The sequence below is a fragment of the Geodermatophilus sp. SMS 5-13 genome (assembly GCF_059428245.1).
The window spans coordinates 5,758,302-5,782,636 of the sequence record NZ_CP165729.1; the positions used below are offsets into that span (position 1 = coordinate 5,758,302).

The window sequence follows — 24,335 nt, forward strand, 5'->3', positions numbered from 1 at the left end:
GCGCTGCGTGACTCAGCGGCCGGTGAACCGGGCGGGGCGCTTCTCCAGGAAGGCCTCGACGGCCTCGCGGTGGTCGGCGGTGCTGCCGAGCTCGGTCTGCAGCCGGGCCTCCAGCGCGAGGGTGTCCTCCAGCGGGTCGGTCGCCGCCGTCGCGAGCACCGTCTTCACGGCCGCGTAGGCCGCCGTCGGGCCGCTCGCCAGCCGCGTGGCCAGCGCCTGCGCCTCGGGCAGCACGCGCTCGGCCTCGACCACCCGGTGCACCAGCCCCCACTGCGCCGCCGTCTCGGCGAGGAAGGGCTCGGGCAGCAGCAGCAGCTCGGTGGCCCGCGAGAGGCCGACGGAGTGCACCAGCCGGGTGGCCAGCGCCGAGTCGCTGGACAGGCCGATGCCGGTGAACGCCGTCGTGAACTTCGCGCCGGCGGCGGCCACCCGCAGGTCGCCGGCCAGCGCGATGCCGAGCCCGGCGCCGGCCGCGGCGCCGTTGATGCCGACGACGACGGGCACCCGCAGCCCGGCCAGCGCCAGGATCAGCGGGTTGTACTCCTGCTCGACGACGCCCAGCGAGCTCGCCGCGTCGCCGCGGAGGGACTCCACGTGCTCGGCGAGGTCCTGGCCCACGCAGAAGGCGCGCCCGCTGCCGGTGAGCAGCACCGCCCGCACCGACGGGTCGGCGGCGACGTCCTGGACCACGCCGAGCAGATCGGTGCGCAGCGCGTGCGAGAGGCCCGGCCGCTGCAGGGTGATCGTCGCGACGCCGTCGGCGTCCTCCCGGGTCACGGTGTCGGACATCGTCGTCGTCCCGCCTTCCTGTCGCTGGGGTTCAGGCAATGGAAGCCTTGCATGCGTCTTCGCGGTCAGAATGCATGCAAGGCTTCCATCGCCTGTGTGGCCCCGGGCCGGTCAGGTCACTTGATGGCGAGCGGGTTCACCGGGGAGCCGGTCGCCTCGTGCACCTTCAGCGGCGCGGCGGCGTAGAGGAACGTGTACTGCTTGTCGTCGGCGCAGCTGGCGGCCAGCTTCTCCAGGTCCGCGATCTCGGTGAGGGTCACCCCGAGGTTGCGCATGAGCGCGCAGTGCAGCGGCAGGGCGGTGCCGTTGTTGGGGTCGTAGGTGACCTCGTTGGCGATCGTGTCGGTGACCAGGTTGGGGATCTCCATGTCCTGGAACCAGCGCACGAGCTCGGGGCTGTAGACCAGGCCGGGCTCGTTGAAGCCCTCGTAGAACGCGTCGCCCTGGTCGTGGAACAGCTGCAGGAAGTTGGTCCGGATGACGAGGATGTCGTGCTTCTCGATCTGGACGCCCTGCGCCCGCGCGCACTCCAGCAGGTCCTCGTGGCTGAACGTCTCGCCCTTGTCCAGGGTGGTCTTCCCGCGGAAACGGGCCATGTCGAGCAGGATCCCGCGGCCGACGACGCCGCGCTGGGCGATCGCCTCGACGCTGGCCTTCTTCATGCCGCCGACCGTCGTCCGGGCGTCGTAGCCGTTCCAGATCTTTCCGTCGTACCAGACGTGGCCCAGCGCGTCGTACTGCGTCGACCCCTGGAGGAAGGCCTCGATCTTGTCGTCGGCGTAGTGCAGGCCGCCGGGGAACTGCGGCGCGCCCTCGCCGTCCCAGGTCGACTCGTCCAGCAGCATCGTGCGGGTGGCCGGCGTGCGGCCCGGCCACACGGGGTCGCCCTTCGGGTCGCCGATCAGCCGCTGCAGGGGGAAGACCTCGCCCTTCTGCACGTGCCGGATGCCGCGCAGGACCTCCTCGGCGGTCAGGTAGTTCAGCGAGCCGACCTCGTCGTCGTCGCCCCACTTGCCCCAGTTGGTCGGGGCGTCGGCCAGGACTTCGGCCATGTCGGGAACGGTCTGCGGGTTGGCCATGGAGAGATCTCCCGTCGTCTCGGCACTGAGAGCCCGGCCTGCGCACGTGGTCCGGGCCGGTGTGCCCACCGTCACAGGTGACCGCCCCTGTCGCAAGGCCACGCAGCCGCCATGTCGTTGGCGCAGACAACCTGAAGTAAGGTAAGCCTTCCCTCAGGCCGTCCGGTCGGGGCGGAGTCGGGCAGAGAGTGGTCGTGCGATGGGTCAGGCATTCCTCGCCAGCTACCTGATCGGCCTGCGCGAGGGCCTGGAGATGGTCCTCGTCGTCAGCGTCCTCGTGGCCTACCTGGTCAGGACCGGCCGCCGCCGGCACCTGCTGCCGGTCTGGGCCGGGGTGGGCGCGGCCGGGGCGCTGAGCCTGGGCTTCGGCTGGCTGCTCACCTACCTCTCCTCGACGGTCCTGTACGGCCCCCAGCACGAGCTGTTCGACGCGATCACCTCCGTGGTCGCGGTCGGCCTCGTCACCTGGATGATCTTCTGGATGCGGCGCACCGCGCGCCGGCTGTCCGGCGAGCTGCGCGGCCGGCTCGACGGCGCCATCGGGATGGGCATCGGCGCGGTCGTCGGGATCGCCTTCCTCGCCGTCGCCCGCGAGGGCCTGGAGACCACGCTGCTGTTCTTCGCCTCCGCGCAGGGCGCCACGACCGCCGCCCCGCTGCTGGGCATCGGCGCCGGCCTGCTCAGCGCCGTCGTCCTCGGGGTGCTGCTCTACGCGGGCGCCATCCGGATCAACCTGACGAAGTTCTTCACGATCAGCGGCGTCCTGCTGATCTTCGTGGCCGCCGGCATCTTCAAGTACGGCGTCCACGACTTCCAGGAGGCCGGCGTCCTGCCCGGCCTGTCCACCCACGCCTTCGACATCTCCGGCGTCCTCGACCCGAGCAGCTGGTACGGCGCCGTCATCTCCGGGCTGTTCAACATCACGCCGCAGCCGTCGGTGCTCGAGACGGTCGCCTGGGTCGTCTACCTGATCCCGGTGCTCGCGCTGTTCCTCTGGCCGTCGCGCGCCAGGAAGACCGGACCGTCCCCCGCCCCCGAGGCCCTCACCGACGTGGCTGCGGCCACCCCGACCACCCCGGAGAAGTCCCGTGCGTGACCGTCGCATCCTGCTCTTCGCCGTCGGCACCGTCGCGGCGCTGGCGACCGCCGCCTGCAGCGGCTCCTCCGGCGGTTCGGACGGCGGGTCGTCGGAGGCCCGGGACTCCATCGCCGTGGCCGCCACCGACAGTTCCTGCGACGTCGACGCCGACACCCTCGAGGCCGGCACGCACAGCTTCGAGGTCACCAACACCGGCTCGAAGGTGACCGAGTTCTACGTCTACGCCGAGGGCGACCGGATCATGGGCGAGGTCGAGAACATCGCCCCCGGCGTGGCCCGCGACCTGCTCGTCGAGCTTCCGGCCGGGGACTACGAGACCGCCTGCAAGCCCGGCATGGTCGGCGACGGCATCCGGCAGCACCTCCAGGTCACCGGCGAGGCCACCCAGCTCTCCGACGACGAGGAGCTCTCCGCCGCTGTCGACAGCTACACGAAGTACGTGCAGACCCAGGTCGGCGCGCTGCGGGAGAAGACCCAGGAGTTCGTCGACGCGGTCAAGGCAGGCGACATCCCGGCCGCCCAGACGCTCTTCCCGGTCGCCCGGTCCTACTACGAGCGGGTGGAGCCGGTGGCCGAGAGCTTCGGCGACCTCGACCCCAGGATCGACGCCCGGGAGAACGACGTCGAGCCCGGCGACACCTGGACCGGCTTCCACGTCCTCGAGCGCGACCTGTGGCAGACCGGCGACATCTCGCGGTCCGGTCCGACGGCCGACCAGCTGATGACCGACGTCGACGACCTCGCCGACCGCGTGCAGGACCTCGAGCTGCAGCCGCTGGACCTGGCCAACGGCGCGCTCGGCCTCCTCGACGAGATCGCCACCGGGAAGATCACGGGCGAGGAGGACCGTTACTCCCACACGGACCTGTACGACTTCTCGGCCAACCTGGAGGGCTCCGAGGCCGCGATCCAGTCGCTGCGGCCGGTGATCGCCGATCGCGACGCCGACCTGGCCGGCGCGCTGGACGAGCAGTTCGAGGCGGCCTCGGCCGAGCTGGAGAAGTACCACACCGCGGACACCTGGACGACCTACACAGACCTGACGCAGGACCAGCTGCGCGGGCTGTCCGACTCGATCAACGCGCTCGCCGCGCAGGTCAGCCAGGTGCCTGCGGTGATCGCGCAGTAGGAGCACCATGACGCAGCACGAGGCGGCGACCGACCAGCCGGCGCGGGGCATCTCCCGGCGCCGGCTGTTCGGCTGGGCGGGCATCGGCGCGGCCGGGGTCGCCGTCGGCGGCGTCGCCGGCGGCGCCGTCGGCCGGGCCACCGGCGACGAGGCGGCCACCGCGCCCGCGTCCGCGGCTTCCGACGCGATCGCCTTCACCGGTGCGCACCAGGCCGGCATCACCACGCCCCAGCAGGACCGGCTGCACTTCGTCGCGTTCGACGTCATCGCCGACGACCGCGACACCCTGTCGCGGCTGCTGAAGGACTGGACCGCCGCCGCTCGCCGGATGACCGCCGGCCGCGACGCCGGGCCGATCGGGTCCCTCCCCGACAACGCCTACGTCCCGCCGGACGACACCGGGGAGGCGATCGGCCTGCCCGCCTCCGGCCTCACGCTCACCCTCGGCTTCGGCCCGACGCTGTTCACCACCGCCGACGGCGTCGACCGGTTCGGCATCGCCGCCCAGCGGCCCGAGCCGCTGCGCGAGCTGCCGCCGTTCCAGGGCGAGGAGATCGACCCGGCGATCAGCGGCGGCGACCTGTGCATCCAGGCCTGCGCCAACGACCCGCAGGTCGCCGTGCACGCCGTGCGCAACCTGGCCCGCATCGGGCAGGGCGTGGTCAGCATCCGGTGGTCGCAACTGGGGTTCGGGCGGACGTCGTCGACGTCCACCGGCCAGGCCACCCCGCGCAACCTGTTCGGGATGAAGGACGGCACCGACAACCTCAAGGCCGAGAACGACTCCGCGCTCGAGAAGTTCGTCTGGGTCGCCGACGGCGACGGCCCCGGCTGGCTGACCGGTGGCTCCTACCTGGTCACCCGCCGGATCCGCATGGAGATCGAGACCTGGGACCGGCAGCCGCTGCGCGAGCAGGAGCAGATCATCGGCCGCACGAAGGGGACGGGGGCGCCGCTCGGCCAGAAGGCCGAGTTCGACCCGGTGGACTTCACCACGCAGGTGGACGGCGAGTTCGCCATCCCGGAGACCTCGCACGTCTTCCTCGCCCACCCGAACAACTCCGGGACGGCGATCCTGCGCCGCGGCTACAGCTTCGTCGACGGCTCCGACGGCCTGGGCCGGCTCGACGCCGGGCTGTTCTTCATCGCCTACCAGCGCAACCCCGACACCGGCTTCGTCCAGGTGCAGAGGAACCTGCGGCACGACGCGATGAACGAGTACATCCAGCACACCTCGTCGGCAGTCTTCGCCTGCCCGCCCGGCGTCCGGGGGGACGACGACTGGTGGGGCCGCGCCCTGCTCGAGGGGTGACGCGTACTTCACGCCCCGGACCGGTCCGTCCTGACATATCGTCTGCTGGGGCATGTGTGAGTGCTGCGCCGTCCGGGCACCGAGTGACACGGGTGGCGCACGCAGCGTCTGCCCTTGGGCGGCAGTGGGGGCGGCCCGCAGACAGTCGGGCCGGACAGCGCGAGGAGTGACCCACGGTGGTCGAACCAGGACGTCGCTGCCTGGGTGACCGCTACGAGCTGCAGCAGCTGATCGCGGCCGGCGGCATGGGGCAGGTGTGGCGCGGCCACGACGACCTGCTCGGCCGGCCGGTCGCGGTGAAGGTCCTCCGCAGCGAGTACACCGGTGACCCCACGTTCCTCGCCCGGTTCCGGGCCGAGGCCCAGCACGCCGCCTCGCTCTCGCACCCCAACATCGCCGCCGTCTTCGACTACGGCGAGGTGGTCACCGAGGACGGCAGCGGCGAGACGCTCGCCTACCTGGTCATGGAGCTGGTGGAGGGCGAGCCGCTGTCGGCGGTGCTGCGGCGGGAGGCCCCGCTGGACATCCCGGCGACCCTGTCCGTGCTGCGCCAGACCGGGTCCGCCCTCGCCGAGGCGCACCGCGTCGGCATGGTGCACCGCGACGTCAAGCCGGGGAACATCCTGGTCCGGTCCGACGGCAGCGTGAAGATCACCGACTTCGGCATCGCCTGGTCGGCCGGCAGCGTGCCGCTGACCCGCACCGGCCAGGTGATCGGCACCGCGCAGTACCTCTCGCCGGAGCAGGCAGAGGGCAAGCACGCCACCCCGGCCAGCGACGTCTACGCGCTCGGCCTGGTCGGCTACGAGTGCCTGGTCGGCCGCGCCGCCTTCGAGGGCGACAACCCGGTCACGATCGCGCTCAAGCAGGTGCGGCAGAACCCCGACCCGCTGCCGGAGGAGCTGCCGCGGGGCGTCCGCACGCTCATCGGCCAGGCGCTGAACAAGGACCCGGACGCCCGGTACGCCGACGGCGCGGCGTTCGTCGACGCGATCGAGGAGGCCATCGCCGGCCGCGAGCCTCCGACGATCGCCGTCGACCGGCCGGCCGCCGCGGTGCCGGCCCCGGGCGCCGTCGACTCCGCCACGCAGGTCACGCCCGCCGCGCACGTCATCAGCCCGCCGGCGCGCCGGCGCCGGTCGATGGCGCTCGTGCTCGCCGCCGTCCTCCTCCTGGCGGTGGGCGCGGCGACCGCGTTCCTGTTCCTGCAGCGGGCGTCGGACGACGGCGGCTCGGCGCCCGCCGCCGCCACCAAGAAGCTGGACAGCCCGGGCATCGTCCTCGCCGCGGCCCAGTACGTGGGCCGGCCGGTCGACGACGTCGTCACGGAGCTGACCCGGCGCGGCCTCCAGGTGCAGCTCAAGCCCGTCGTGGATCCCGCCGCGCAGCCCGGCAACGTCACGGACGTGAGCCCGGTGGGGCAGGAGCTGTCGGCCGGCGACGTCGTCGTCGTCTCCTACGCCCGCGCGCCGGGGGAGGACACGAACACCCGCGTGCCGCAGGAGGAGTCCGCGGTGCTCGGCGACCAGGCGCCGGCGCCCGCGGACGTGACCACGTCCGACAGCGTCACCACAGAGGCCGCCGAGCCCACCCCCACGACGCCGACGACCGCGACGACCACCGTGCCGTCCTCCCTCGAGGGTGACCCGACGACCCCGACCGATGACACGTCCCCGACCGATCCGTCGTCCTCGGCGGGCTCGGGGTCCGGCTCGGGGACAGGGACGGGCACGGGCACTGGGACCGGGACGGGCAGTGACACCTCGTCCGCGCCGCCGGCCGGCAACTCGACACCGAGCACGAGCCAGCTCGACGCCACCGACGACGACTGAACCCGCCGTGTCCCCCGTCCGTGGGCCCCAGGTGTGGGCTCCGGCGCCCGGGGGCAGTGTGGGAGCCGGTCGCTGGAGGGGAGGCGTGCGTGGTCGCACCGGGCGGGCCGCCGCTCGGCGGCCGCTACGAGCTGCTGGGGCTGCTGGCCAGCGGCGGCATGGGTCAGGTCTGGCGCGGCCGCGACGTCGTGCTCGGCCGGCCCGTCGCGGTGAAGGTGCTGCGCAGCGAGTACACCGGTGACCCGACGTTCCTGGCCCGCTTCCGCGCCGAGGCCCAGCACGCGGCGCTGCTGGCGCACCGCAACATCGCCGCGGTCTTCGACTACGGCGAGGCCCCGGCGTCGACCGGAGAGCACCTGGCCTACCTCGTCATGGAGCTGGTGGACGGCGAGTCGCTGGCCGCCGTCCTCGCGAGGGAGGGGCGCCTCGACGTCCCCCGCACGCTCGACGTCCTCCGGCAGACCGCGGCCGGGCTGGCCGCGGCGCACGGCGCCGGCGTCGTGCACCGCGACGTCAAGCCGGGCAACCTGCTGGTGGGCACGGACGGCGTCGTGCGGATCACCGACTTCGGCGTCGCCTGGTCGGCCTCGGACGTCCCGCTGACCCAGACCGGGCAGGTCGTCGGCACCGCCCAGTACCTCTCGCCCGAGCAGGCCGAGGGCGGCCGGGGCGGCCCGGCCAGCGACGTCTACGCGCTCGGTCTGATCGGCTACGAGTGCCTGGCCGGGCACCGTGCTTTCGACGGCGGGACGCCGGTGCAGATCGCGCTCCGGCAGATCCGGGAGGAACCCCCGCCGCTGCCGGACGACGTCCCCGGCCCCGTGCGCGCGCTCGTCGCCCGGGCGCTGTGCAAGGACCCGGCCGGGCGGTTCGCCGACGGCGCGGCGTTCCGGGACGCGGTCGACGACGTGCGGGCGGGGCGGCCCGTGCCTCCGCCGACCCGGCGGTTCGCGGCCGCGGGGCTGCCCGGGCGGGCGCTCCGCCGCCGGCGGGTGCTGGCGCCCGTGGGCGCGCTGATCGCGGGGGCCCTGCTCGCGGGCGCGGGGATCGGTGTCGGCGGGCTGCACTGGGGGTCTGCGCCCACCGCGCCGGTGGTCGCGGAGGACGCGAACGGGGTCGTGCTGCGCTCGGCGGACCACGTCGGCCGGGCGGTGGACGACGTCGAGGCCGACCTGGCCGCGTTGGGGCTCCGGATCGCGAGGGCGCCGGTGGAGACGGCGGCGGCGCCCGCGGGCACGGTCCTCGCGCTGGACCCGGTGGGGGCGCTGCGGCCCGGCGACCTGGTCACCGTGTCCTTCGCCGTCGCGCCTGTCGCTGCCGCGCCGTCGAGCACCGCACCGCCGGCGTCCTCCCCGGCCGCGCCGGTGGAGGCCGCCCCGGTGGAGGCGGCGCCGGTAGAGGCAGCGGCGCCCGCTCCGGTGGAGGCCGCGGCGCCCGCGCCGGCGCCCGCCCCCGGGAACAGCGTCCGACCCGGCCGCGGAAACGGGAAGGCGAACGGCCTGGGCAACGGGAACGGGCACGCCGGAGGGAACGGCAAGGGGAACGGGAACGGCCGCGGCAACTGAGCCGCGGCCGTCCTCGATCTGCGAACGGTCAGCGGCGCACGGTGACGGTGGTCCGCATCCACGGGTGGACGAAGCACTGGAACTTGTAGGTGCCCGGGGCCAGGTTCTCGGTCGCCGAACCGCCCGGCTGGACGCCGGTCACCAGGAACTCGCGAGGCACCTGCACGCCCGGCGCGACGTCCACCAGGGCACACCGCGGGTCCGTGGAGGCGACGCCGCCCGGGTTCAGCACCGGGATGCAGCCCAGCTGGAAGTTGTCGACGCGGGTGAACGTGTGAAGCTCGCCGCCGACGTTGTCGGCCCGCAGCAACTCACCGGCGTTGATCGTCAGGTGGTCGGGGTGGAACCGCCAGTGGCCGTCGGAGCCCTTGGCCGCGACCTCGGCCAGGAAGTCCGCGAAAGTCGTGTCCCCGTTCCCGACACACGGAACGCCGTTGGCGGTGAACGTGGCCGGGTCGCAGCGGTCCTGCATCTGGACGACCTGCGCCTGGTTGCGGCCCGGCCCGCTGTCGGCCTGTGCGGGACCGGTGAACCCGAGGATCAGGAGGGCGGCGATCGCCCCCACGACGATGCTCCTACGACGTCTCATGACACCCCTTCACGACGGTGTGACGTGCCTGGCCGTGTGCCGTGCGCCGCGGGTGGTCTCCGCGGATCAGCTCCGAGGCGTGCGACATGGCGCATCGCGTCCCGGAGCGGGCGCAAGCTAGCGGCGGGGTCCATGACGCTTCAACGTCACAAGTCATCCGGGAGGAGCCGGGCAGGCACGGCGCAGCGCGCCGACACGGACGGTCGGCCGGCGGCTTCGCTCAGGCCTTGCGGTCGCCGGGGGCGAGCCAGAGCGCGATGCCGAGGCAGGCCAGCGCCGCGGTCAGCAGGAAGCCGCGGTTCGTGGTGACCTCCGGGAGGACCACCACGACCCAGAACACGGCGAGCCCGGTCAGCCCCGCGGCGGCGGTCTTCCACGACCGGTCGTTGCGCAGCTGACGGGAGCGGGCCACGGCCAGCGCAGCAAGGAGGACCGCGACGGTGGCGAAGGCCGACCAGAGCGGTGCCGCCGTCCAGAGCCGGGCCTCCCGGCCGGCACTCATCAGCAGCCCGATCTCCAGCAGTACCGCCGACGCCACGACGAGGACACGGACGGTGGCGGCGCCCCGCCGCGGCCGGACCCGCGAGACACCGGGCGCCGGCCGGGGCGGGCGCGGCAGGCCGTCGACGGGCCCGGTGGGCTGCACGTCGGGGGGTGGGGGAGCGTCGTCCCGGACGTGGTTGCGGGTCAGCTGGACCGTGCGGTGGGTCGTCGTGCGCGAGGGAGGTGGGGACAGGGACACGCGGTTCCTCCTGGCGTTCCGGGACGGGCCCGTCCTCCGGGGCCGCTGCGTGTGCGGACGCTAGCCACGACGCGGCCGTCGTCCCGGGGAACGTCGTGTGCGCGTCGGGAGCGTCGCTCCTGTCCGCATCCGGACGGACCGTTCCCGTTAGGGTCGCGGCGTGGGCATGCGCGCCGGAGTCGTCGTCACCGGGACCGAGGTGCTGACCGGGCGGGTGACCGACCGGAACGGGCCGTGGCTCGCCGAGCGGCTGCGCGAGCTCGGCGTCGACGTAGGCCACGTCGTCGTCGTGGGGGACCGGCCGGACGACGTCCGCTCCGCGCTGGACTTCCTCGCCGGCACCGGTGTCGGGCTGGTGATCACCTCCGGTGGCCTCGGCCCGACCGCGGACGATCTGACCGCCCAGGTGGTCGGGGACCATCAGGGCCGCCCGTCGGCGGTCGACCCGGCCCTCGAGCAGCGGATCGGCGGCATCGTCGAGCGGCTGATGGCCCGCCGGGGCTGGCGGGCCGATCCGGAGGCGACCGCGGCCGGCGTGCGCAAGCAGGCGCTGGTGCCCGCGGGGGCGACCGTGCTGGATCCGGTCGGGACGGCGCCGGGCCTCGTCGTCCCACCCGCCGAGGGGCGCGGCGGGCCGACGGTGCTCGTGCTGCCCGGCCCGCCCGCCGAGCTGCGGGGCATGTGGGGGGCGGCGGTGGCCGCCGAGCCGACCCAGCGGGCGCTGGCCGGCCGCGAGGAGCTGCGCCAGGAGACGCTGCGGCTCTGGGGGACGCTGGAGTCGCAGCTGGCCGCGACCCTGCGCGAGCACGACGCCGAGCTCGGCGGCCTGGAGGTCACCACGTGCCTGCGGGACGGCGAGCTGGAGATCGTGACGCGCTACGCCCCGGAGGCGGAGGCGGCGTACGAGCGGCTGGTCGCCGCGGTCGAGGAGGACTTCGGCGACACGCTGTTCTCCCGCGGGCCGTCACTCGACGACCTGGTCGCCCAGGGATTCGCCGAGCGCGGGCTGACCGTCGCCACCGCCGAGTCGTGCACCGGCGGCCTGCTCGCCGCGCGGCTGACCGAGCGGGCCGGGTCGTCGGCCTGGGTCCTCGGTGGCCTCACCGCGTACGCCAACTCGGCGAAGGAGCGGCTGGCCGACGTCCCCGCCGAGCTGCTGGCCGAGCACGGGGCGGTCAGCCCCGAGGTCGCCGCCGCGCTGGCCGAGGGCGCGCGTGCCCGCTTCGGTGCCGACATCGGCGTCGGCATCACGGGGATCGCCGGCCCCGGCGGGGGGACGCCGGACAAGCCGGTCGGCACGGTGCACCTGTGCGCCATCGGGCCTGACGGCGCACAGGTGAAGTCGCTGCGGCTGCCCGGGTCTCGCTCCGCCGTCCGCGGCCGTTCCGTGGTCATGGCGATGCACCTCCTGCGGGTTCTGCTGCTGGGTGGCCCGCCCGCCTGACAAGACCCTCGTCGCATCTGTGGACAACCGTCTGACCTGGGAATTCGGGTCGCGGGGCGGCTCCTTGACGGCTATTTTTCGTACAAACGTTCGAGTACGAAGGAGGTGTCGTGGAGGTGCCGTCGGAGGATGCGCTGCAGGCCCTGTCGGGCCCGCAGCTGCTCGACCGCACCCGGGCACTGGTCGCCGAGCGCAACCGGATCGACGCAGAACTGGCCCGCACCGTGCGCGTCGCGGACGGCCTGCGGGCGTTCGCCGGGGATGGGATGGCCACGGCGCAGTCGTGGCTGCGCGGGCACTGCCGGCTCTCCGGCAACGCGGCGTCGCGCGTGGTGCGCCACGGCCGGGCGCTGGAGCAGCTGCCCGCCGTCGCCGCCGCGCACGCGGCCGGGGAGCTCACCGCCGATCAGGTCGATGCCATCGGCAAGATCACCGGGCCGCGGCCGGTCGCGCTGGCCGCCGCCCAGGGCATCGACCTGACCGAGGTCGCCGCGGTGCTGGCCCGCCTCGCCGCCACCCAGCCGCACGAGGACCTGGTGAAGCTGGTGCACCAGGTGCTCACCCGCCTCGACGCCGACGGCCCCGAACCCGATCCCACCGAGGAACGATTCCTGACCTTCGCCAAGCACGCCGACGGGTCGGGCACCGGCCGCTTCCACCTCGACCCGCTGGGCATGGAGAAGCTGCAGGCCGCGCTGCAATCGATCCTGCAGACCCACCGGCCGGCCGACGATGCGCGCACCCGGCCCCAGCAGCAGGCCGACGCCCTCGTCCAGCTGGCCGACATCCACCTGGGCTGCGGCACGCTGCCGCTGCTGCGCACCGTCAAACCCCAGGTCGCGGTCCGGGTGAACAGTGAGGACCTGGCCGACCCGGCCACCGGCAGGGGCGCCGCGCGGGCCGGGTTCGGCGCGGTCCTCTCCGCCGCCCGCGCCCGGCAGGTCGCCTGCGACGCCGAGCTGCGCCGCTATCTGCTCTCCGCCGACGGTGAGCTGCTCGACTACGGCCGCGCCCAGCGGCTGGTCACCCCCGGCCTGCGCAAGGCCGTCGAACTCCGGGACGAGCACTGCGTGTTCGCCGGCTGCGATGCCCCGACCCACTGGTGCGAGGTTCATCACGTCGTGCATTGGCTCTTCGGCGGCGAGACCTCCGCGGAGAACTCCGCGCTGCTGTGCGAGCGGCACCACACCCAGGCCCACCACGGCTTCCGCGTCGAACGAGACAGCAGCGGACGCTGGCACACCTACCGGCGCGACGGCACCGAGATCCTCACCCTCCGACGACCGGTTGACGACCCAGGGCTCTCCCGCGCCGGGTGACCGTCCGAAGGAACAGCCCTCACGGGTTTCCCCGCGCTTCGACCGGAGTACTCAATTGGCATGCCCAAGCCGTCGGGCGTCAGCGACTGGCGGGCTTTGTCCCGCTGGCCCTGGGCCCGACGCGTGCTTCTGCTCGTGTTCTTCGCGGTCGGCGGTGTGCTGATCCTGCTGGCGGCGGGCGGTACCGCCCGCGCGGCTGATGACCCGATCCCCGGAGTGTCCGACGCGGTCAGCGTCGTGTCAGACGCGGCATCCCCGGCTGACGCGGCCCCGCCACCTCCCGCGTCCGCGTCCGCGCCCGATGTGGTGACCGACCAGGCCGCCGAAGTGACCGCCACGGTCACCGACACGGTGTCGGAGACCGTGGCGGAGCCATCGGTGGCGACGCCGCCTCCGCCGGCTGAGCCCGCCCCGGCTGTGACGGACCCCGTCGGGGTCACCCAGGCTGTCCCGCCGGCCGCTGACGAGGTCGTGGCGCCGGTCGTCGAGTCCGCTGCGCCCTCGGTGGCCGATGTGGTCGAGCCGGTGGCAGACGAGGTCGTGGCGCCTCCCGCCGACACGGTGACACCGCCAACGGAGACGCCGTCGGCTCCGCCGGTCGAAGGCGCCGTCCCTCCGGTCGGTGACCCGGTCGACGCGGTGGTCGAGCCCGCGGTGGAGACGGTCGGCCCGACCGTCGATGCGGCCGTCGACCCGGTGGTCGAGCCCGTCGAACCGGTCGTTGACGCCGTTGCTCCCGTGGCGTCGCCCGTCGTGGAGGCCATCCCGCCGGGGCTGGGTACGCCTCCGCCGGGGCACGGCACCGTGCCGCCGGGGCTGGAAACCGTGCCGCCGGGGCTGGGGACGCCTGCGCCGGGGCACGGCACCGTGCCGCCGGGGCTGGAAACCGTGCCGCCGGGGCTGGGGACGCCTGCGCCGGGGCACGGCACCGTGCCGCCGGGGCTGGAAACCGTGCCGCCGGGGCTGGGGACGCCTGCGCCGGGGCACGGCACCGTGCCGCCGGGGCTGGAAACCGTGCCGCCGGGGCTGGGGACGCCTGCGCCGGGGCACGGCACCGTGCCGCCGGGGCTGGAAACCGTGCCGCCGGTGCTGGAGACGCTGCCGCCGGTGCTGGAGACGCTGCCTCCGGTGCTGGAGACGCTGCCTCCGGGGCTGGAGACGCTGCCTCCGGGGCTGGAGACCCTGCCTCCGGTGGTCGAGACGCTGCCGCCGGTGGTCGAGGCGCTCCCACCCGTGCTGCAGACGCTGCCGCCGGTGCCAGAGACGGCCCCGCCGGTGCTGGAGACGCTGCCGCCGGTGCTGGAAACCCTGCCGCCGGTGGTCGAGACCCTGCCTCCGGTGGTCGAGGCGCTCCCACCCGTTCTGCCGACGCTGCCGCCGGCGTTGGAGACGCTGCCGCCGGTGCTGGAGACGCTGCCGCCGGCGCTGGAGACCTTGCCTCCGGTGTTCGGTGCGTTGCCGCCGGTTGCAGAGGTCATCCCGCCGGTGCTGGGGACGCTGCCGCCGGTGCCCGAGACCGTGCCACCGATCGCGCCGGTGCTCGACCCGGTCGTGCCGGTCATTGCCGAGATCCCCAGCCCCGTGGTTCCGCCGGTGACCGAAGTGCTCGCCCCGGTCATCCCAGATGCCGCGCCGGTTGTCGCAACCGTCACAGACGCCCCGCTCCCGGTCGTAGCGACCGCGGCGCCGGCCGTCGACGTCGTCGCTCCTCAGATCTCCGTCGTGACGACCGCGGCCGAGGTGGCTGCATCTCTGGTTTCCGTCGTGACGACTCCGGCCGCCGTGATCAGCGCCGCCGCCTTCTCGGCCACCTTCTTCCCGCCGGCCACCGTGCCGGCCACCGTCGTGCGGACGGCTCTCCACGGCGGCGCCACGACGCCCGCCACGGCTCCCGACGGCAGCCGCGAGGGCGCGCCCGCCGTCCCGGCTCCGATGACACCCGACGTTCCCGACGGCGCTCCGTCGTCGACCGGCGCGCCGGCCGCATCCGGGGGCGGCTGGACCGCTCCGGCCCTGCTCGCCGCCCTGCTCTCGGTGGCGCGGCCAGCCGAGCCCGGCCACCTGGTCTCGCCCGGACCGGTGCGCGCGCTCGTCTCCGGCTCCGATCCTGAGCCGTCCTTCTCGCCCGACTGACCTCCCTCCGGCCGGTCGCTGCCCGCGTGATCTGACACGCGCGGCGGCCGGCCGCAACCCCGCACGGCCGTCCGCTCGCACACGGACGGCCCGGGGGGAGGGACTCCCGACGCCGTCCTGAGCCTGCTCGCCGCAGCGCCCCCTCCTCCCCGGGAAACCGGCGGTGGCTGCGCGAACTGTCACGGGGCAGCTCGAGCAGCCACCTCCGGAGCGGCCCGCATCGTGTCCGCCCGGGTTTCACGGGGCCGGACGGGCACGGAGCGGACCCATCCGCCTCTCGCATCCGCCCGGGTTTCACGGGGCCGGACGGCAGCGAGCGGCCACAGTCGCAGCAGCCTCGGCGAGCGGTACCCGGCCCGCCTACCGGCCGGTAACGTGCGCCACATGAGCGCCACCCACGAGGTCACCAACCAGGTCCCACCACTGGTCGGGCACGACCCCATCGCGGGTGACGCTGCCCTCGCCGAGGCCTGCCTGCGGCACGCCGACGCGCCGGCCTTGCAGTCGCTCGCCACGCTGGGCCGGCTCGCCGGCAGCGAGCAGGCGCAGGAGTGGGGCCGGCTGGCCAACGAGAACCCGCCGAAGCTGCGCACCCACGACCGCTACGGCCACCGGATCGACGAGGTCGAGTTCCACCCGGCCTGGCACGAGCTCATGCGGACGGCGTTCGAGCACGGGCTGGCCGGGGCGCCCTGGGCGAGCCGGGAGCAGCACCCCCACGTCCGCCGCGCCGTCGGCTACCTCGGCTGGACGCAGGTCGAGATGGGCCACGGCTGCCCGGTGACCATGACCTACGCCGCCGTCCCGGCGCTGCGCCGCTCGCCCGACCTGGCCGAACGCTACGAGCCGGGCCTGACCGCGCCGGCGTACGCCTACGAGCTGGCCGAGCCCACCGGCAAGGCCGGGCTCGTCGCCGGCATGGGCATGACCGAGAAGCAGGGCGGCTCCGACGTCCGGGCCAACACCACCCGCGCCGTCCCGCAGCCCGACGGCACCTACGCCCTCACCGGGCACAAGTGGTTCACCTCGGCGCCGATGAGCGACCTGTTCCTGGTCCTCGCCCAGCTCGACGAGGGCGTCTCCTGCTTCCTCGTGCCCCGCGTCCTTCCCGACGGCAGCCGCAACGTGTTCCACGTGCAACGTCTGAAGGACAAGCTCGGCGACCGCTCCAACGCCTCCAGCGAGGTCGAGTTCGACGGGACGACGGGCTGGCTGGTCGGCGACCCGGGCCGCGGCGTCCCCACGATCATCGAGATGGTCAACGTGACCCGGCTGGACTGCGTGCTCGGCTCGGCCGCCACCGTGCGGGCCGCGCTCACGCAGGCGATCCACCACGCCGACCACCGGCGCGCGTTCGGCGCCCTGCTCGCCAACCAGCCGCTCATGCAGAACGTCCTCGCCGACCTCGCCGTCGAGAGCGAGGCGGCGACGGCGCTGGCGATCCGGCTGGCCGCAGCCCTGGACGGCGGCGAGACCGACTTCCTCCGCCTGGCCGGCGCCGCGGCGAAGTTCTGGGTCTGCAAGCGGACGCCCGCCGTCGTGGCCGAGGCCCTCGAGGTGCTCGGCGGCAACGGCTACGTCGAGGAGTCCGGGCTGCCGCGGCTCTACCGGCAGGCGCCGCTGAACTCCATCTGGGAGGGCTCGGGCAACGTCATCGCCCTCGACGTCCTCCGGGCACTGGGCCGGCACACGGACTCCCTGGCCGCCGTCACCGCCGAGATCGAGCTCGCCCGCGGCGCCGACCCCCGCTTCGACGAGGCGGTCAAGCGCCTCGCCGCTGAGCTGGGCGAACCCGACCAGCTGCCGCTGCGCGCCCGCCGCGTGGCCGGTCTGCTGGCCCTGTGCCTGCAGGGCTCGCTGCTGCTGCGGTTCGCGCCGTCCGCCGTCGCCGACGCCTTCTGCGCCACCCGCCTGGGCGGTGACTGGGGTGCCGTCCTCGGCACGCTGCCGCCCGGAACCGGAACGCGCGCGATCCTCGGGCGGGCGCGGATCACACCCGTGTGAGACAGCGTGGGGTCGCATTACTCTCGGAGGAGCGTCGGTCGCACACGACTGTCGCCGGCGCCTTCGGGTCGGGCGTGCCGCGGTCTCCCGCGGCACAGGTTCCGACGCGCCGCAGGGGGAACGAGAGAGCGGGCAGCGTGGAGTCTCGGGACGTCGACCGGTCGCCGGTCCGTCATGACCCTCTGCTCGCGATCCCCGACGCGGTCTTCCAGCTCGACCGGCGCTGGCGGTTCACCTACGTCAACCGCGCCGGCGAGCAGCTGCTCGGCACACGGGCCGCCGAGCTCCTCGGGCAGCCGGTCACCCGGTGCCTCCCGCAGGTCGGCGGCACCCGGCTGGCCGGCGAGCTGGCCGCGATCGCCGCCGACGGGCAGCCGCGCGCCTTCGAGTACCTGCACGAGCGCACGCAGCGCTGGTACGAGATCCGGGCGAACGCCGACGCCGTCGGCGTCACGGCGTTCGTCCGCGACATCGACGAGCGGCGCCGCGCCGACCAGGAGCGCAGGGCCGAGATGGGCCAGCTCACCGCGATCCTCGAGTCCCTGCCCGCGGCCACCGTCCTCGTCGGCGAGGACGGCCGCATCCTCACCGTCAACCGGGCCTGGACGGCGGACGGCGAGGTGCTCGAGCGGGACGGTGTCACCCCCGGCGGTGTCGGCGACGACTACCTCGAGGTGTTGTCCCGGGGCCTGGAGCCGGCGGACCACGCGGCGATCACCGTCGGGCTCCGTCGGCTCATGGCCGACGACCGCGACGACCCGCCGACCTTCGACCACGAGTACTCCCACCGGATGGGACCCACCGTCAGCTGGTACCGGCTGCAGGCGGCGCGGGTGAACGCCTCCCGCCGCGTGGTGGTCAGCCACATCGACGTCACCGAGCAGGTGTGCACCGAGCAGGCGCTGGCCTGGCAGGCCGGCCACGACGAGCTGACCGGACTGCCCAACCGCTCCCGGATGCTCCAGCTGATCGGCGACGCGCTGCACGACCGCGAGGGCGGGACGACCGCGCTGCTGCACCTGGACCTCGACGGGTTCAAGACGATCAACGACTCCCTCGGCCACCAGGTCGGCGACGCGCTGCTGCGCCAGGTGGCCTACCGGCTGGTCGAGCAGGTGCGTCCCGGGGACGCCGTCGGCCGGCTGGCCGGCGACCAGTTCCTGGTGCTGGCCCGCGCGGTGGACAGCTCGGAGGCGGCCGCGCTGGCGTTCCGGCTGCAGAACTCGTTCGCCGCGCCCTTCCCGGCCGAGGGCCTGGCGGTGCCGCTGTCGGCCAGCATCGGGGTGGCGGTGGCCGACCCCGGCGCCGAAGCCCACGGCCTGCTCGGTGACGCCGACTCGGCCATGTACGCCGCCAAGGCCTCCGGCCGCGACCGGGTGCACCTGTTCTCCCCGGGGCTGCGGGAGGCGGCGCGCTGGCGGCTGGAGGTGGCCAGCCGCCTGCGGGACGGCGCCCTCGGCCAGCTCGTCGTCCACTACCAGCCGGTGGTGCGGCTGGACTCCGGGGCGATCGAGGGCGTCGAGGCCCTCGTGCGCTGGCAGCACCCCGAGCGCGGCCTGCTCCCACCGGACTCCTTCCTCTCGGTGGCCGAGGAGACCGGCCAGCTGATCCCGATGACCCGCTGGCTGCTGCACGAGACCAGCCGCAACGCCGCGCAGTGGGCCGCCGAGGGGCTGCCGCTGCGCATCGCGGTCAACATCAGCGCGCGCCACTTCGCCACCGAGACGCTGGTCCGCGACGTGCGCTCGGCGCTGCGGGAGTCCGGGCTGCCCGCGGAGCAGCTGACCCTCGAGCTGACCGAGACCAGCCTGGCCGAGGACCCCGCCCGCGCGGAGGACCAGCTCTCGGTGCTGCGCTCCTTCGGCGTCCGTGTGGCCATCGACGACTTCGGGACCGGCTGGTCCTCCCTCGCGCAGCTGCTGGCCCTGCCCATCGGCACGCTCAAGATCGACCGCTCGCTGCTCACCGCCGCCCAGCGGGTGTCCACCCCGGCGGCCGGTGACGTCCTCGAGGCGATCGTCGCCCTCACCCGCACCCTGGGCATCCGCTCGGTGGCCGAGGGCGTGGAGACGCCGGAGCACCTGCGGCTGGTGCGCGCGGCGGGCTGCGACCTCGCGCAGGGCTACCTGCTGGGTCAGCCCATGCCGGCCGCGGAGGTCCCGGGCTGGGTGCGCGCCGTCCACGCCGCCGGCGGCGACCGGTGCGCGCTCGTGGAGGGCGTGGCTCGGTGATCGAACGGCCCGCACGCCGCCGCGTCCGCCGGGCCAGCGCGCCGGCCGGGCCCCCGCGGACGGCGATCCACCTGCCCGGCGCCGTCCTGACCGGGGGCGGGCACACTGCGGAGGTGCTCGACACCCCCGATCTTGCTTCCCGGCCGGAGCCCGCGCCCGCCGACGGCCGGCCCCGTCCGCCGCTGGACCTGCTCATCTGGGACGCCCCGAACATCGACATGACCCTGTCGACGGTGATCGGCGCGCGGCCCACGGCGGAGACCCGCCCGCGGTTCGACGCGATCGCCGCCTGGTTCGTGGAGGGCGCCGGTGGGGTGGGCGGGGATGCGGCGGCCTCCGACGCGTCCGAGGTCGAGGCGTGCGTGTTCGCCAACATCCCGCCGGTCGTGGGCAGCCTGCAGCGGTGGGTGGAGGCGCTGCGCAGCTTCGGCTTCGCCGTCTTCGCCCGGCCGAAGCTGCAGCCGGACGACGACATCGACCAGGACATGCTCGACCACATCGCGGTCCGGTCGCACAGCCACCGGCTGCGTCGGCTGGTGGTCTTCTCCGGCGACGGGCGCAACTTCGCCGAGCCGCTCGAGGCGCTGGCGCGGGAGGGCACCGAGGTCGTCGTCGTCGCCTTCAGCGAGGTCGCGGGCTACGCGATCAGCTCCGACCTGCTGGAGTTCATCGACATCGAGGACGTGCCCGGCGCGTTCGCCGCCCCGCTGGACCGGGTGCGGCTGGACGCGCTCCCGCCGGACGGCGCGTGGCTGCGGCCCACGCGGGGGCTGCGCGAGTTCGTCAGCGGCTTCACCGCCCGCCGCAACGGCTGAGCGCGGCGCGGGTCAGCGGGGGAGCTCAGGTCGTCGGCGCGCCGACGCAGTTGCGGGTGATCTTGGCCCGGTAGAGCTGGGCGTCCGCGCACGACGTCAGCTCGAGCGGGTAGGCGCGCGACCCGGCGGCCACGCCGACGCCCAGGGAGAGGCTCACCTCGCCCGGCGCGAAGCCGGCCGGCCGGAGCTCGGCGGCTCCGGCGCGCACCGCCTCGGCCAGCTCGACGGCGCGGGCCAGGTCGGCCCCCGGCATGAGCACGGCCAGTTCGTCGCCGCCGAGCCGCGCCACGAGGTCGGTGCCGCGCACCGACCGGCGCAGCAGCGCCGCGACCTGCCGGAGCGCCTCGTCCCCGCCGGCGTGCCCGTGGCGGTCGTTGATGTCCTTGAAGTGGTCGATGTCCAGGAGGACGACGGCCAGCCCGGTGCCGCGCTCGCGGGCTTCGGCGCATCCGGTGGACAGCTCGGCGTCCCACCGGCGGCGGTTGGCCAGGCCGGTGAGCGGGTCCTCGTGGCTGAGCCGGTCCAGCCGGGCCAGCAGGCCCCGGGTGCGCTCCTGCTCGCGCTCGAGCCGCACGCGGGCGCGCAGCTCCCGCACCGCGATCCCCTGTCGCAGCACGTGCGCCACCACGGAGATCGCAGACGCCGTGGCCAGGTAGTAGCCGACGATCGCCAGGGTCTGCGGCGACATCGACCCGGCCAGAGCCGCCCCGGCGAAGGCGAGCACGGTCACGGCGACCAGCGCGCCGGTCCAGCGCGGCCGGCCGGAGAGGATGCACCCGCTGCCGTACAGCGCCAGCGACAGGCCCATGGCGTAGGCCTCCACGTGCGTCACCTGGGTGGCCATCCAGACGATGTCGAACTGGACCAGCGTCAGGACCGCCAGCGTGATGCGCTGCGGATGCCGCCGGCCGACCGGGTGCCGCCAGAGCAGCCACCAGGCGACCACCATCGGTGCGGCGCAGAGCAGCCGGACCAGCGCGAACCGGCTCACGAGCTCCGGCTCGAGCAGGACGTCGAAGCCGGTCCAGGCGGGCAGCACGAGGGCGGCGAAGGTGACGATGAGCAGCGCCGACGCGCGGCCGCGCCGGTGCAGTTCCGCCCGCAGCTCGGGCGCCGCCGCGATCAACTCGCGCAGGGACGCGCGCTCGGAGAGCTCCTCCTCGGCCCGCCGGCCCGCCGGGGGCACGGCGGGCACCGGGGCGTCGGCCGGGTCGGGGTGGACGGCGACGCCCCGGCGCAGCACCGCGGAACCGCGGTGGACGACGGAGGGAGGCACACCTTCCCATCGGCACGCCGGCCCGCGAGCCTGAGCGTCGTCCACCCCTCGCGGGTGAGCCCCCCTTGCCGGGTGTCCCGGGACCGGTGGCGGGGAAGGACCGGGCCACAGCGGGTCGAGGAGGGGACATGGCCGTCTGCGAGGTCTGCGGCAACGACTACGACATGAGCTTCGAGGTGATCGCCGCGGGCGAGCGGCACACCTTCGACAGCTTCGAGTGCGCCATCCACCGGATGGCGCCGGTGTGCGAGCACTGCGGCTGCAAGGTCATCGGGCACGGCGTGGTGGTGAACGGGCAGTTCTACTGCTGCGCCCACTGCGCCCGGCACGAGCACGCCGAGGCCGGGGTCGCCGACCGGGCCTGAGCAGCGCGGCCCGAGCGGCCCGGCCCGAGCGGCCGGGAGGGTCAGCGGCCGCCCTCGCGGAGCATGGCCAGCGCCTTGTCGATCCGGCGGGCGCGGGTCTCGGGCGCCTTCGCGCCGTCGATCGCGAGCACGTGCCGCTGCCGGTGGCTGTAGGGCAGCGCCTCGAAGGCCGCCCTCGCCACGGGGTCGCCGGCCAGGGCCTCCGCGAGGTCCGGCGGCACCGTCACCTCGCGCGGGGCGTCGTCGAGCTCGACGTCCACCTCGACCTCGTCCCCGGCGGCGACGCCCGCGCCGGCCCGGTTCTCCGCGCTGATCGGCAGCAGGTACACGCCGCCCCGCGTGGCCACGGTGCTGCGGTAGGTGTGCCCGCCGATGGTCACCCGCACGGGCGGCTTCTTCCCGGCGCCGAGGGCCTCGACGACCTCGGGCGGCACGCGCATGCCCGTCGCCGTCCGGCCGCCGAGCTCCACCGTCGTCCGGAATCTCATGGCGGGGGAGTGTGCCGCCGCGGGCGTCAGGCCGGAAGGGCTGCCTCCACGGCGACCCGCGGCACGGGGATGGCGCCGTCGAGCAGCCCCGGCCGCTGCTGGCCGGCCGGCCGCGGCCGGGCGAAGAGGAAGCCCTGCGCGTGCGAGCACTGCAGCGACTGCAGCACGCTGCGCTGGGCGGCGTCCTCCACGCCCTCGGCGACGACGTCGAGCTCCAGGCTGCGGGCGAGCTCGATGATCGACGACACCAGCGTGCGCGAGGCGCCGTCCTGGGCCAGGTCGGTGACGAAACTCCGGTCGATCTTGATGGTGTCCGCGGGCAGCCGGCGGAGGTAGGACAGGCTCGAGTAGCCGGTGCCGAAGTCGTCGATCGCGATGCGGACGCCGAGGGTGCGCAGGGCCTGCAGCCGGTCGACCACGCGCTCGATGTCCTGCACGAGCACGCTCTCGGTGACCTCCAGGGTCAGCTGGACGGCGGGCAGGCCGGTCTCCTCGAGAGCGGCCGCGGCGGTCGCCACGACGTCGTCGTCGGCGAGCTGGCGGGGCGAGAGGTTCACCGCCATGCCGATCGGCCGGCCGGCCTCGCGCGACCACACGACGGCCTGGCGGGCGGCCTCGGTGAGCACCCAGGCGCCGATGGGCACGATCAGGCCGGTGTCCTCGGCCAGCGGGATGAAGTCCGCGGGGGAGATCAGGCCGCGCTCCGGGTGGTGCCAGCGCACCAGGGCCTCGTAGCTGGTCACCTCGCCGGCGGGCAGGCCGACGACCGGCTGGTAGTGCACCTCGAGCTGGCCCTGGGGCAGGGCCCGCGCGAGGCTCTCGACCAGCTCCGCCTTGCCCCGCGCCTCCTGCGCCATGCCGTCGGCGTAGACGACGACGCGGTGCTTGCCCTGCGCCTTGGCCAGGTACATCGCCAGGTCGGCGTTGCGCAGCAGCGCGTCGGCGGTGTGCTCGCCGGCGGTCGTGGTGTCCGCGACGCCGATGCTGACGTGCACCACGACGGTGCGCCCGTCGAGTGAGACCGGGTCGCTGAAGGCGGCCAGGATGCGGGCGGCGACGGTCCGGGCGGTGCGCGGCCCGGCGCCCATCACGACGGCGAACTCGTCACCGCCGAGGCGGGCGACCTGGTCCTCCGGCCGCACGCAGCCGGCCAGGCGACCGGCCACGGCCAGCAGCAGCTGGTCGCCGGCGGAGTGGCCGCGGGTGTCGTTGACGTCCTTGAAGTCGTCGACGTCGAGCAGCAGCACGCTGACCGGCCCGCGGCGGCGCTGCAGCAGCGTGGAGGTGGTCTCCAGCAGCTGCGTGCGGTTGGCCAGGCCGGTGAGCGGGTCGCGCAGCCCCTGCTGTTCGTTGAGCCGCCACGCGGCGAGGTTGGCCAGGCTCGCGGCCAGCACGAACGCACCGTGGATGCCGGCCCAGACCCACGGCTGCGCCTGGGCCTGCGTGGTGCCGAACACCTCGCGCGGGTGCCAGGTGCCCATGACGCCGTGGTGGGCGATGGTCAGCAGCAGCGCCACGCCGAAGGGCGTCCAGTCCTGGTAGAGCGAGACGACGCCGACGACGACGAAGAAGGAGAAGTGCGCCTCGGTGATGCCGGCCATGAGGTGCACGAGCAGGATGGAGCCGCCGAGCAGGCTCACCGTCGTGGCGGCGGCGCGCAGCTTGCGGCCGAACTCGTCCGGCAGGGCGAGGGGCAGCGGCAGCAGCAGCGCCAGCGTGCTGCACAGCGCGACCAGCGGCGTGGCGCCGGTCAACAGCGACAGCAGGCCGAGACCCACCGCCTGGATCGCGGAGATCCGGACGATCATGGAGTGACGGCGCCGCCAGACCGGTTCGGGCAGCAGCCGTCCCTCGGGGAGGAGCGCAGCCAGGCGCGTCGGCAGGACGTTGAGCACGCCGTCCTATCGGTCGAGTTCGTTCCGTACTTGACCGCTGGAGCGGACCTCCCCCTCCGGAGGGAGATCCGCGCGGAGGTCTTCAGCAGGGGCCGGCGGGGCACGAGTGGTGTGGTCGGGCGGCGCGCCGGGCGGGTGACGGAGGCGGGCGGCCCTCGCGGGACTACGGTTCGTCACCGCGGGGCCCGGTGCGTGCGGCACCCGGATCCCGGAAACGCAGATCGGAGAG

Annotated in this window: 19 protein-coding genes; 12 read left to right on the forward strand and 7 right to left on the reverse strand. The window is 74.5% G+C overall.

The annotated features are described in order from the left end of the window. Positions 1 to 12: 12 nt before the first annotated feature. Complete coding sequence (locus AB3388_RS27910; protein WP_495408599.1) at positions 13 to 789, reverse strand: enoyl-CoA hydratase-related protein; 777 nt, start codon at positions 787 to 789, stop codon at positions 13 to 15. A gap of 116 nt (positions 790 to 905) precedes the next feature. Continuing rightward, on the reverse strand, positions 906 to 1,868 hold the full coding sequence (locus AB3388_RS27915) for a cyclase family protein (RefSeq protein WP_495408600.1): 963 nt from the start codon (positions 1,866 to 1,868) through the stop codon (positions 906 to 908). 199 nt (positions 1,869 to 2,067) lie between these two features. On the opposite strand from AB3388_RS27915, the gene efeU reads away from it, so the two are divergent. The 5 genes from efeU to AB3388_RS27940 all read left to right on the forward strand — a co-directional run bounded on the left by efeU (position 2,068) and on the right by AB3388_RS27940 (position 8,805). Further along, complete coding sequence (gene efeU, locus AB3388_RS27920) at positions 2,068 to 2,964, forward strand: iron uptake transporter permease EfeU (protein WP_495408601.1); 897 nt, start codon at positions 2,068 to 2,070, stop codon at positions 2,962 to 2,964. Continuing rightward, the gene (gene efeO / locus AB3388_RS27925; RefSeq protein ID WP_495408602.1) at positions 2,957 to 4,096 is read left to right on the forward strand and encodes an iron uptake system protein EfeO; all 1,140 of its coding nucleotides are present in this window, start codon (positions 2,957 to 2,959) and stop codon (positions 4,094 to 4,096) included. Before efeU ends, efeO begins: the two co-directional genes overlap by 8 nt. Before the next feature lie 7 nt (positions 4,097 to 4,103). Beyond that, a complete protein-coding gene (gene efeB / locus AB3388_RS27930) occupies positions 4,104 to 5,408 on the forward strand; it encodes an iron uptake transporter deferrochelatase/peroxidase subunit (RefSeq protein WP_495408603.1) in 1,305 nt (434 codons plus the stop codon). 176 nt (positions 5,409 to 5,584) lie between these two features. Further along, entirely contained in the window at positions 5,585 to 7,240 is a 1,656-nt protein-coding gene (locus AB3388_RS27935) for a protein kinase domain-containing protein (protein WP_495408604.1), read from the forward strand. Positions 7,241 to 7,329: 89 nt separating this feature from the next. Then, a complete protein-coding gene (locus AB3388_RS27940) occupies positions 7,330 to 8,805 on the forward strand; it encodes a protein kinase domain-containing protein (protein ID WP_495408605.1) in 1,476 nt (491 codons plus the stop codon). A 28-nt stretch (positions 8,806 to 8,833) separates the two neighbouring features. On the opposite strand, the gene AB3388_RS27945 is transcribed toward AB3388_RS27940, so the two are convergent. Next, entirely contained in the window at positions 8,834 to 9,370 is a 537-nt protein-coding gene (locus AB3388_RS27945; RefSeq protein WP_495408606.1) for a cupredoxin domain-containing protein, read from the reverse strand. A 244-nt stretch (positions 9,371 to 9,614) separates the two neighbouring features. Continuing rightward, positions 9,615 to 10,136, reverse strand: a complete 522-nt coding sequence (locus tag AB3388_RS27950) for a hypothetical protein (protein ID WP_495408607.1) — start codon at positions 10,134 to 10,136, stop codon at positions 9,615 to 9,617. Positions 10,137 to 10,302: 166 nt separating this feature from the next. On the opposite strand from AB3388_RS27950, the gene AB3388_RS27955 reads away from it, so the two are divergent. The 6 genes from AB3388_RS27955 (at position 10,303) to AB3388_RS27980 (ending at position 20,082) form a co-directional block, all read left to right on the forward strand. Continuing rightward, positions 10,303 to 11,580 (forward strand): competence/damage-inducible protein A, encoded by a 1,278-nt coding sequence (locus tag AB3388_RS27955; RefSeq protein ID WP_495411485.1) that lies wholly within the window; start codon positions 10,303 to 10,305, stop codon positions 11,578 to 11,580. A 110-nt stretch (positions 11,581 to 11,690) separates the two neighbouring features. Next, complete coding sequence (locus AB3388_RS27960; protein WP_495408608.1) at positions 11,691 to 12,899, forward strand: HNH endonuclease signature motif containing protein; 1,209 nt, start codon at positions 11,691 to 11,693, stop codon at positions 12,897 to 12,899. Positions 12,900 to 12,959: 60 nt separating this feature from the next. Continuing rightward, positions 12,960 to 15,032 (forward strand): hypothetical protein, encoded by a 2,073-nt coding sequence (locus tag AB3388_RS27965; RefSeq protein ID WP_495408609.1) that lies wholly within the window; start codon positions 12,960 to 12,962, stop codon positions 15,030 to 15,032. Between the two features lie 384 nt (positions 15,033 to 15,416). Then, the gene (locus tag AB3388_RS27970; RefSeq protein WP_495408610.1) at positions 15,417 to 17,036 is read left to right on the forward strand and encodes an acyl-CoA dehydrogenase family protein; all 1,620 of its coding nucleotides are present in this window, start codon (positions 15,417 to 15,419) and stop codon (positions 17,034 to 17,036) included. A gap of 137 nt (positions 17,037 to 17,173) precedes the next feature. Then, the gene (locus tag AB3388_RS27975) at positions 17,174 to 19,267 is read left to right on the forward strand and encodes a putative bifunctional diguanylate cyclase/phosphodiesterase (protein ID WP_495408611.1); all 2,094 of its coding nucleotides are present in this window, start codon (positions 17,174 to 17,176) and stop codon (positions 19,265 to 19,267) included. Further along, the gene (locus AB3388_RS27980) at positions 19,264 to 20,082 is read left to right on the forward strand and encodes an NYN domain-containing protein (protein ID WP_495408612.1); all 819 of its coding nucleotides are present in this window, start codon (positions 19,264 to 19,266) and stop codon (positions 20,080 to 20,082) included. Before AB3388_RS27975 ends, AB3388_RS27980 begins: the two co-directional genes overlap by 4 nt. A 25-nt stretch (positions 20,083 to 20,107) precedes the next feature. On the opposite strand, the gene AB3388_RS27985 is transcribed toward AB3388_RS27980, so the two are convergent. Then, positions 20,108 to 21,358 carry a GGDEF domain-containing protein gene (locus AB3388_RS27985; RefSeq protein ID WP_495408613.1) on the reverse strand — a complete coding sequence of 417 codons (1,251 nt, stop codon included), beginning with the start codon at positions 21,356 to 21,358 and terminating at the stop codon, positions 20,108 to 20,110. 128 nt (positions 21,359 to 21,486) lie between these two features. Here AB3388_RS27985 and AB3388_RS27990 point away from each other — a divergent pair, with 128 nt between their 5' ends. Continuing rightward, on the forward strand, positions 21,487 to 21,723 hold the full coding sequence (locus AB3388_RS27990) for a metallothionein (RefSeq protein WP_495408614.1): 237 nt from the start codon (positions 21,487 to 21,489) through the stop codon (positions 21,721 to 21,723). 41 nt (positions 21,724 to 21,764) lie between these two features. On the opposite strand, the gene AB3388_RS27995 is transcribed toward AB3388_RS27990, so the two are convergent. Beyond that, positions 21,765 to 22,211 carry a YdeI/OmpD-associated family protein gene (locus AB3388_RS27995; protein WP_495408615.1) on the reverse strand — a complete coding sequence of 149 codons (447 nt, stop codon included), beginning with the start codon at positions 22,209 to 22,211 and terminating at the stop codon, positions 21,765 to 21,767. A gap of 26 nt (positions 22,212 to 22,237) precedes the next feature. Continuing rightward, positions 22,238 to 24,019: a putative bifunctional diguanylate cyclase/phosphodiesterase gene (locus tag AB3388_RS28000; protein ID WP_495408616.1), complete on the reverse strand. Its 1,782-nt coding sequence runs from the start codon at positions 24,017 to 24,019 to the stop codon at positions 22,238 to 22,240. Positions 24,020 to 24,335: the final 316 nt, after the last annotated feature.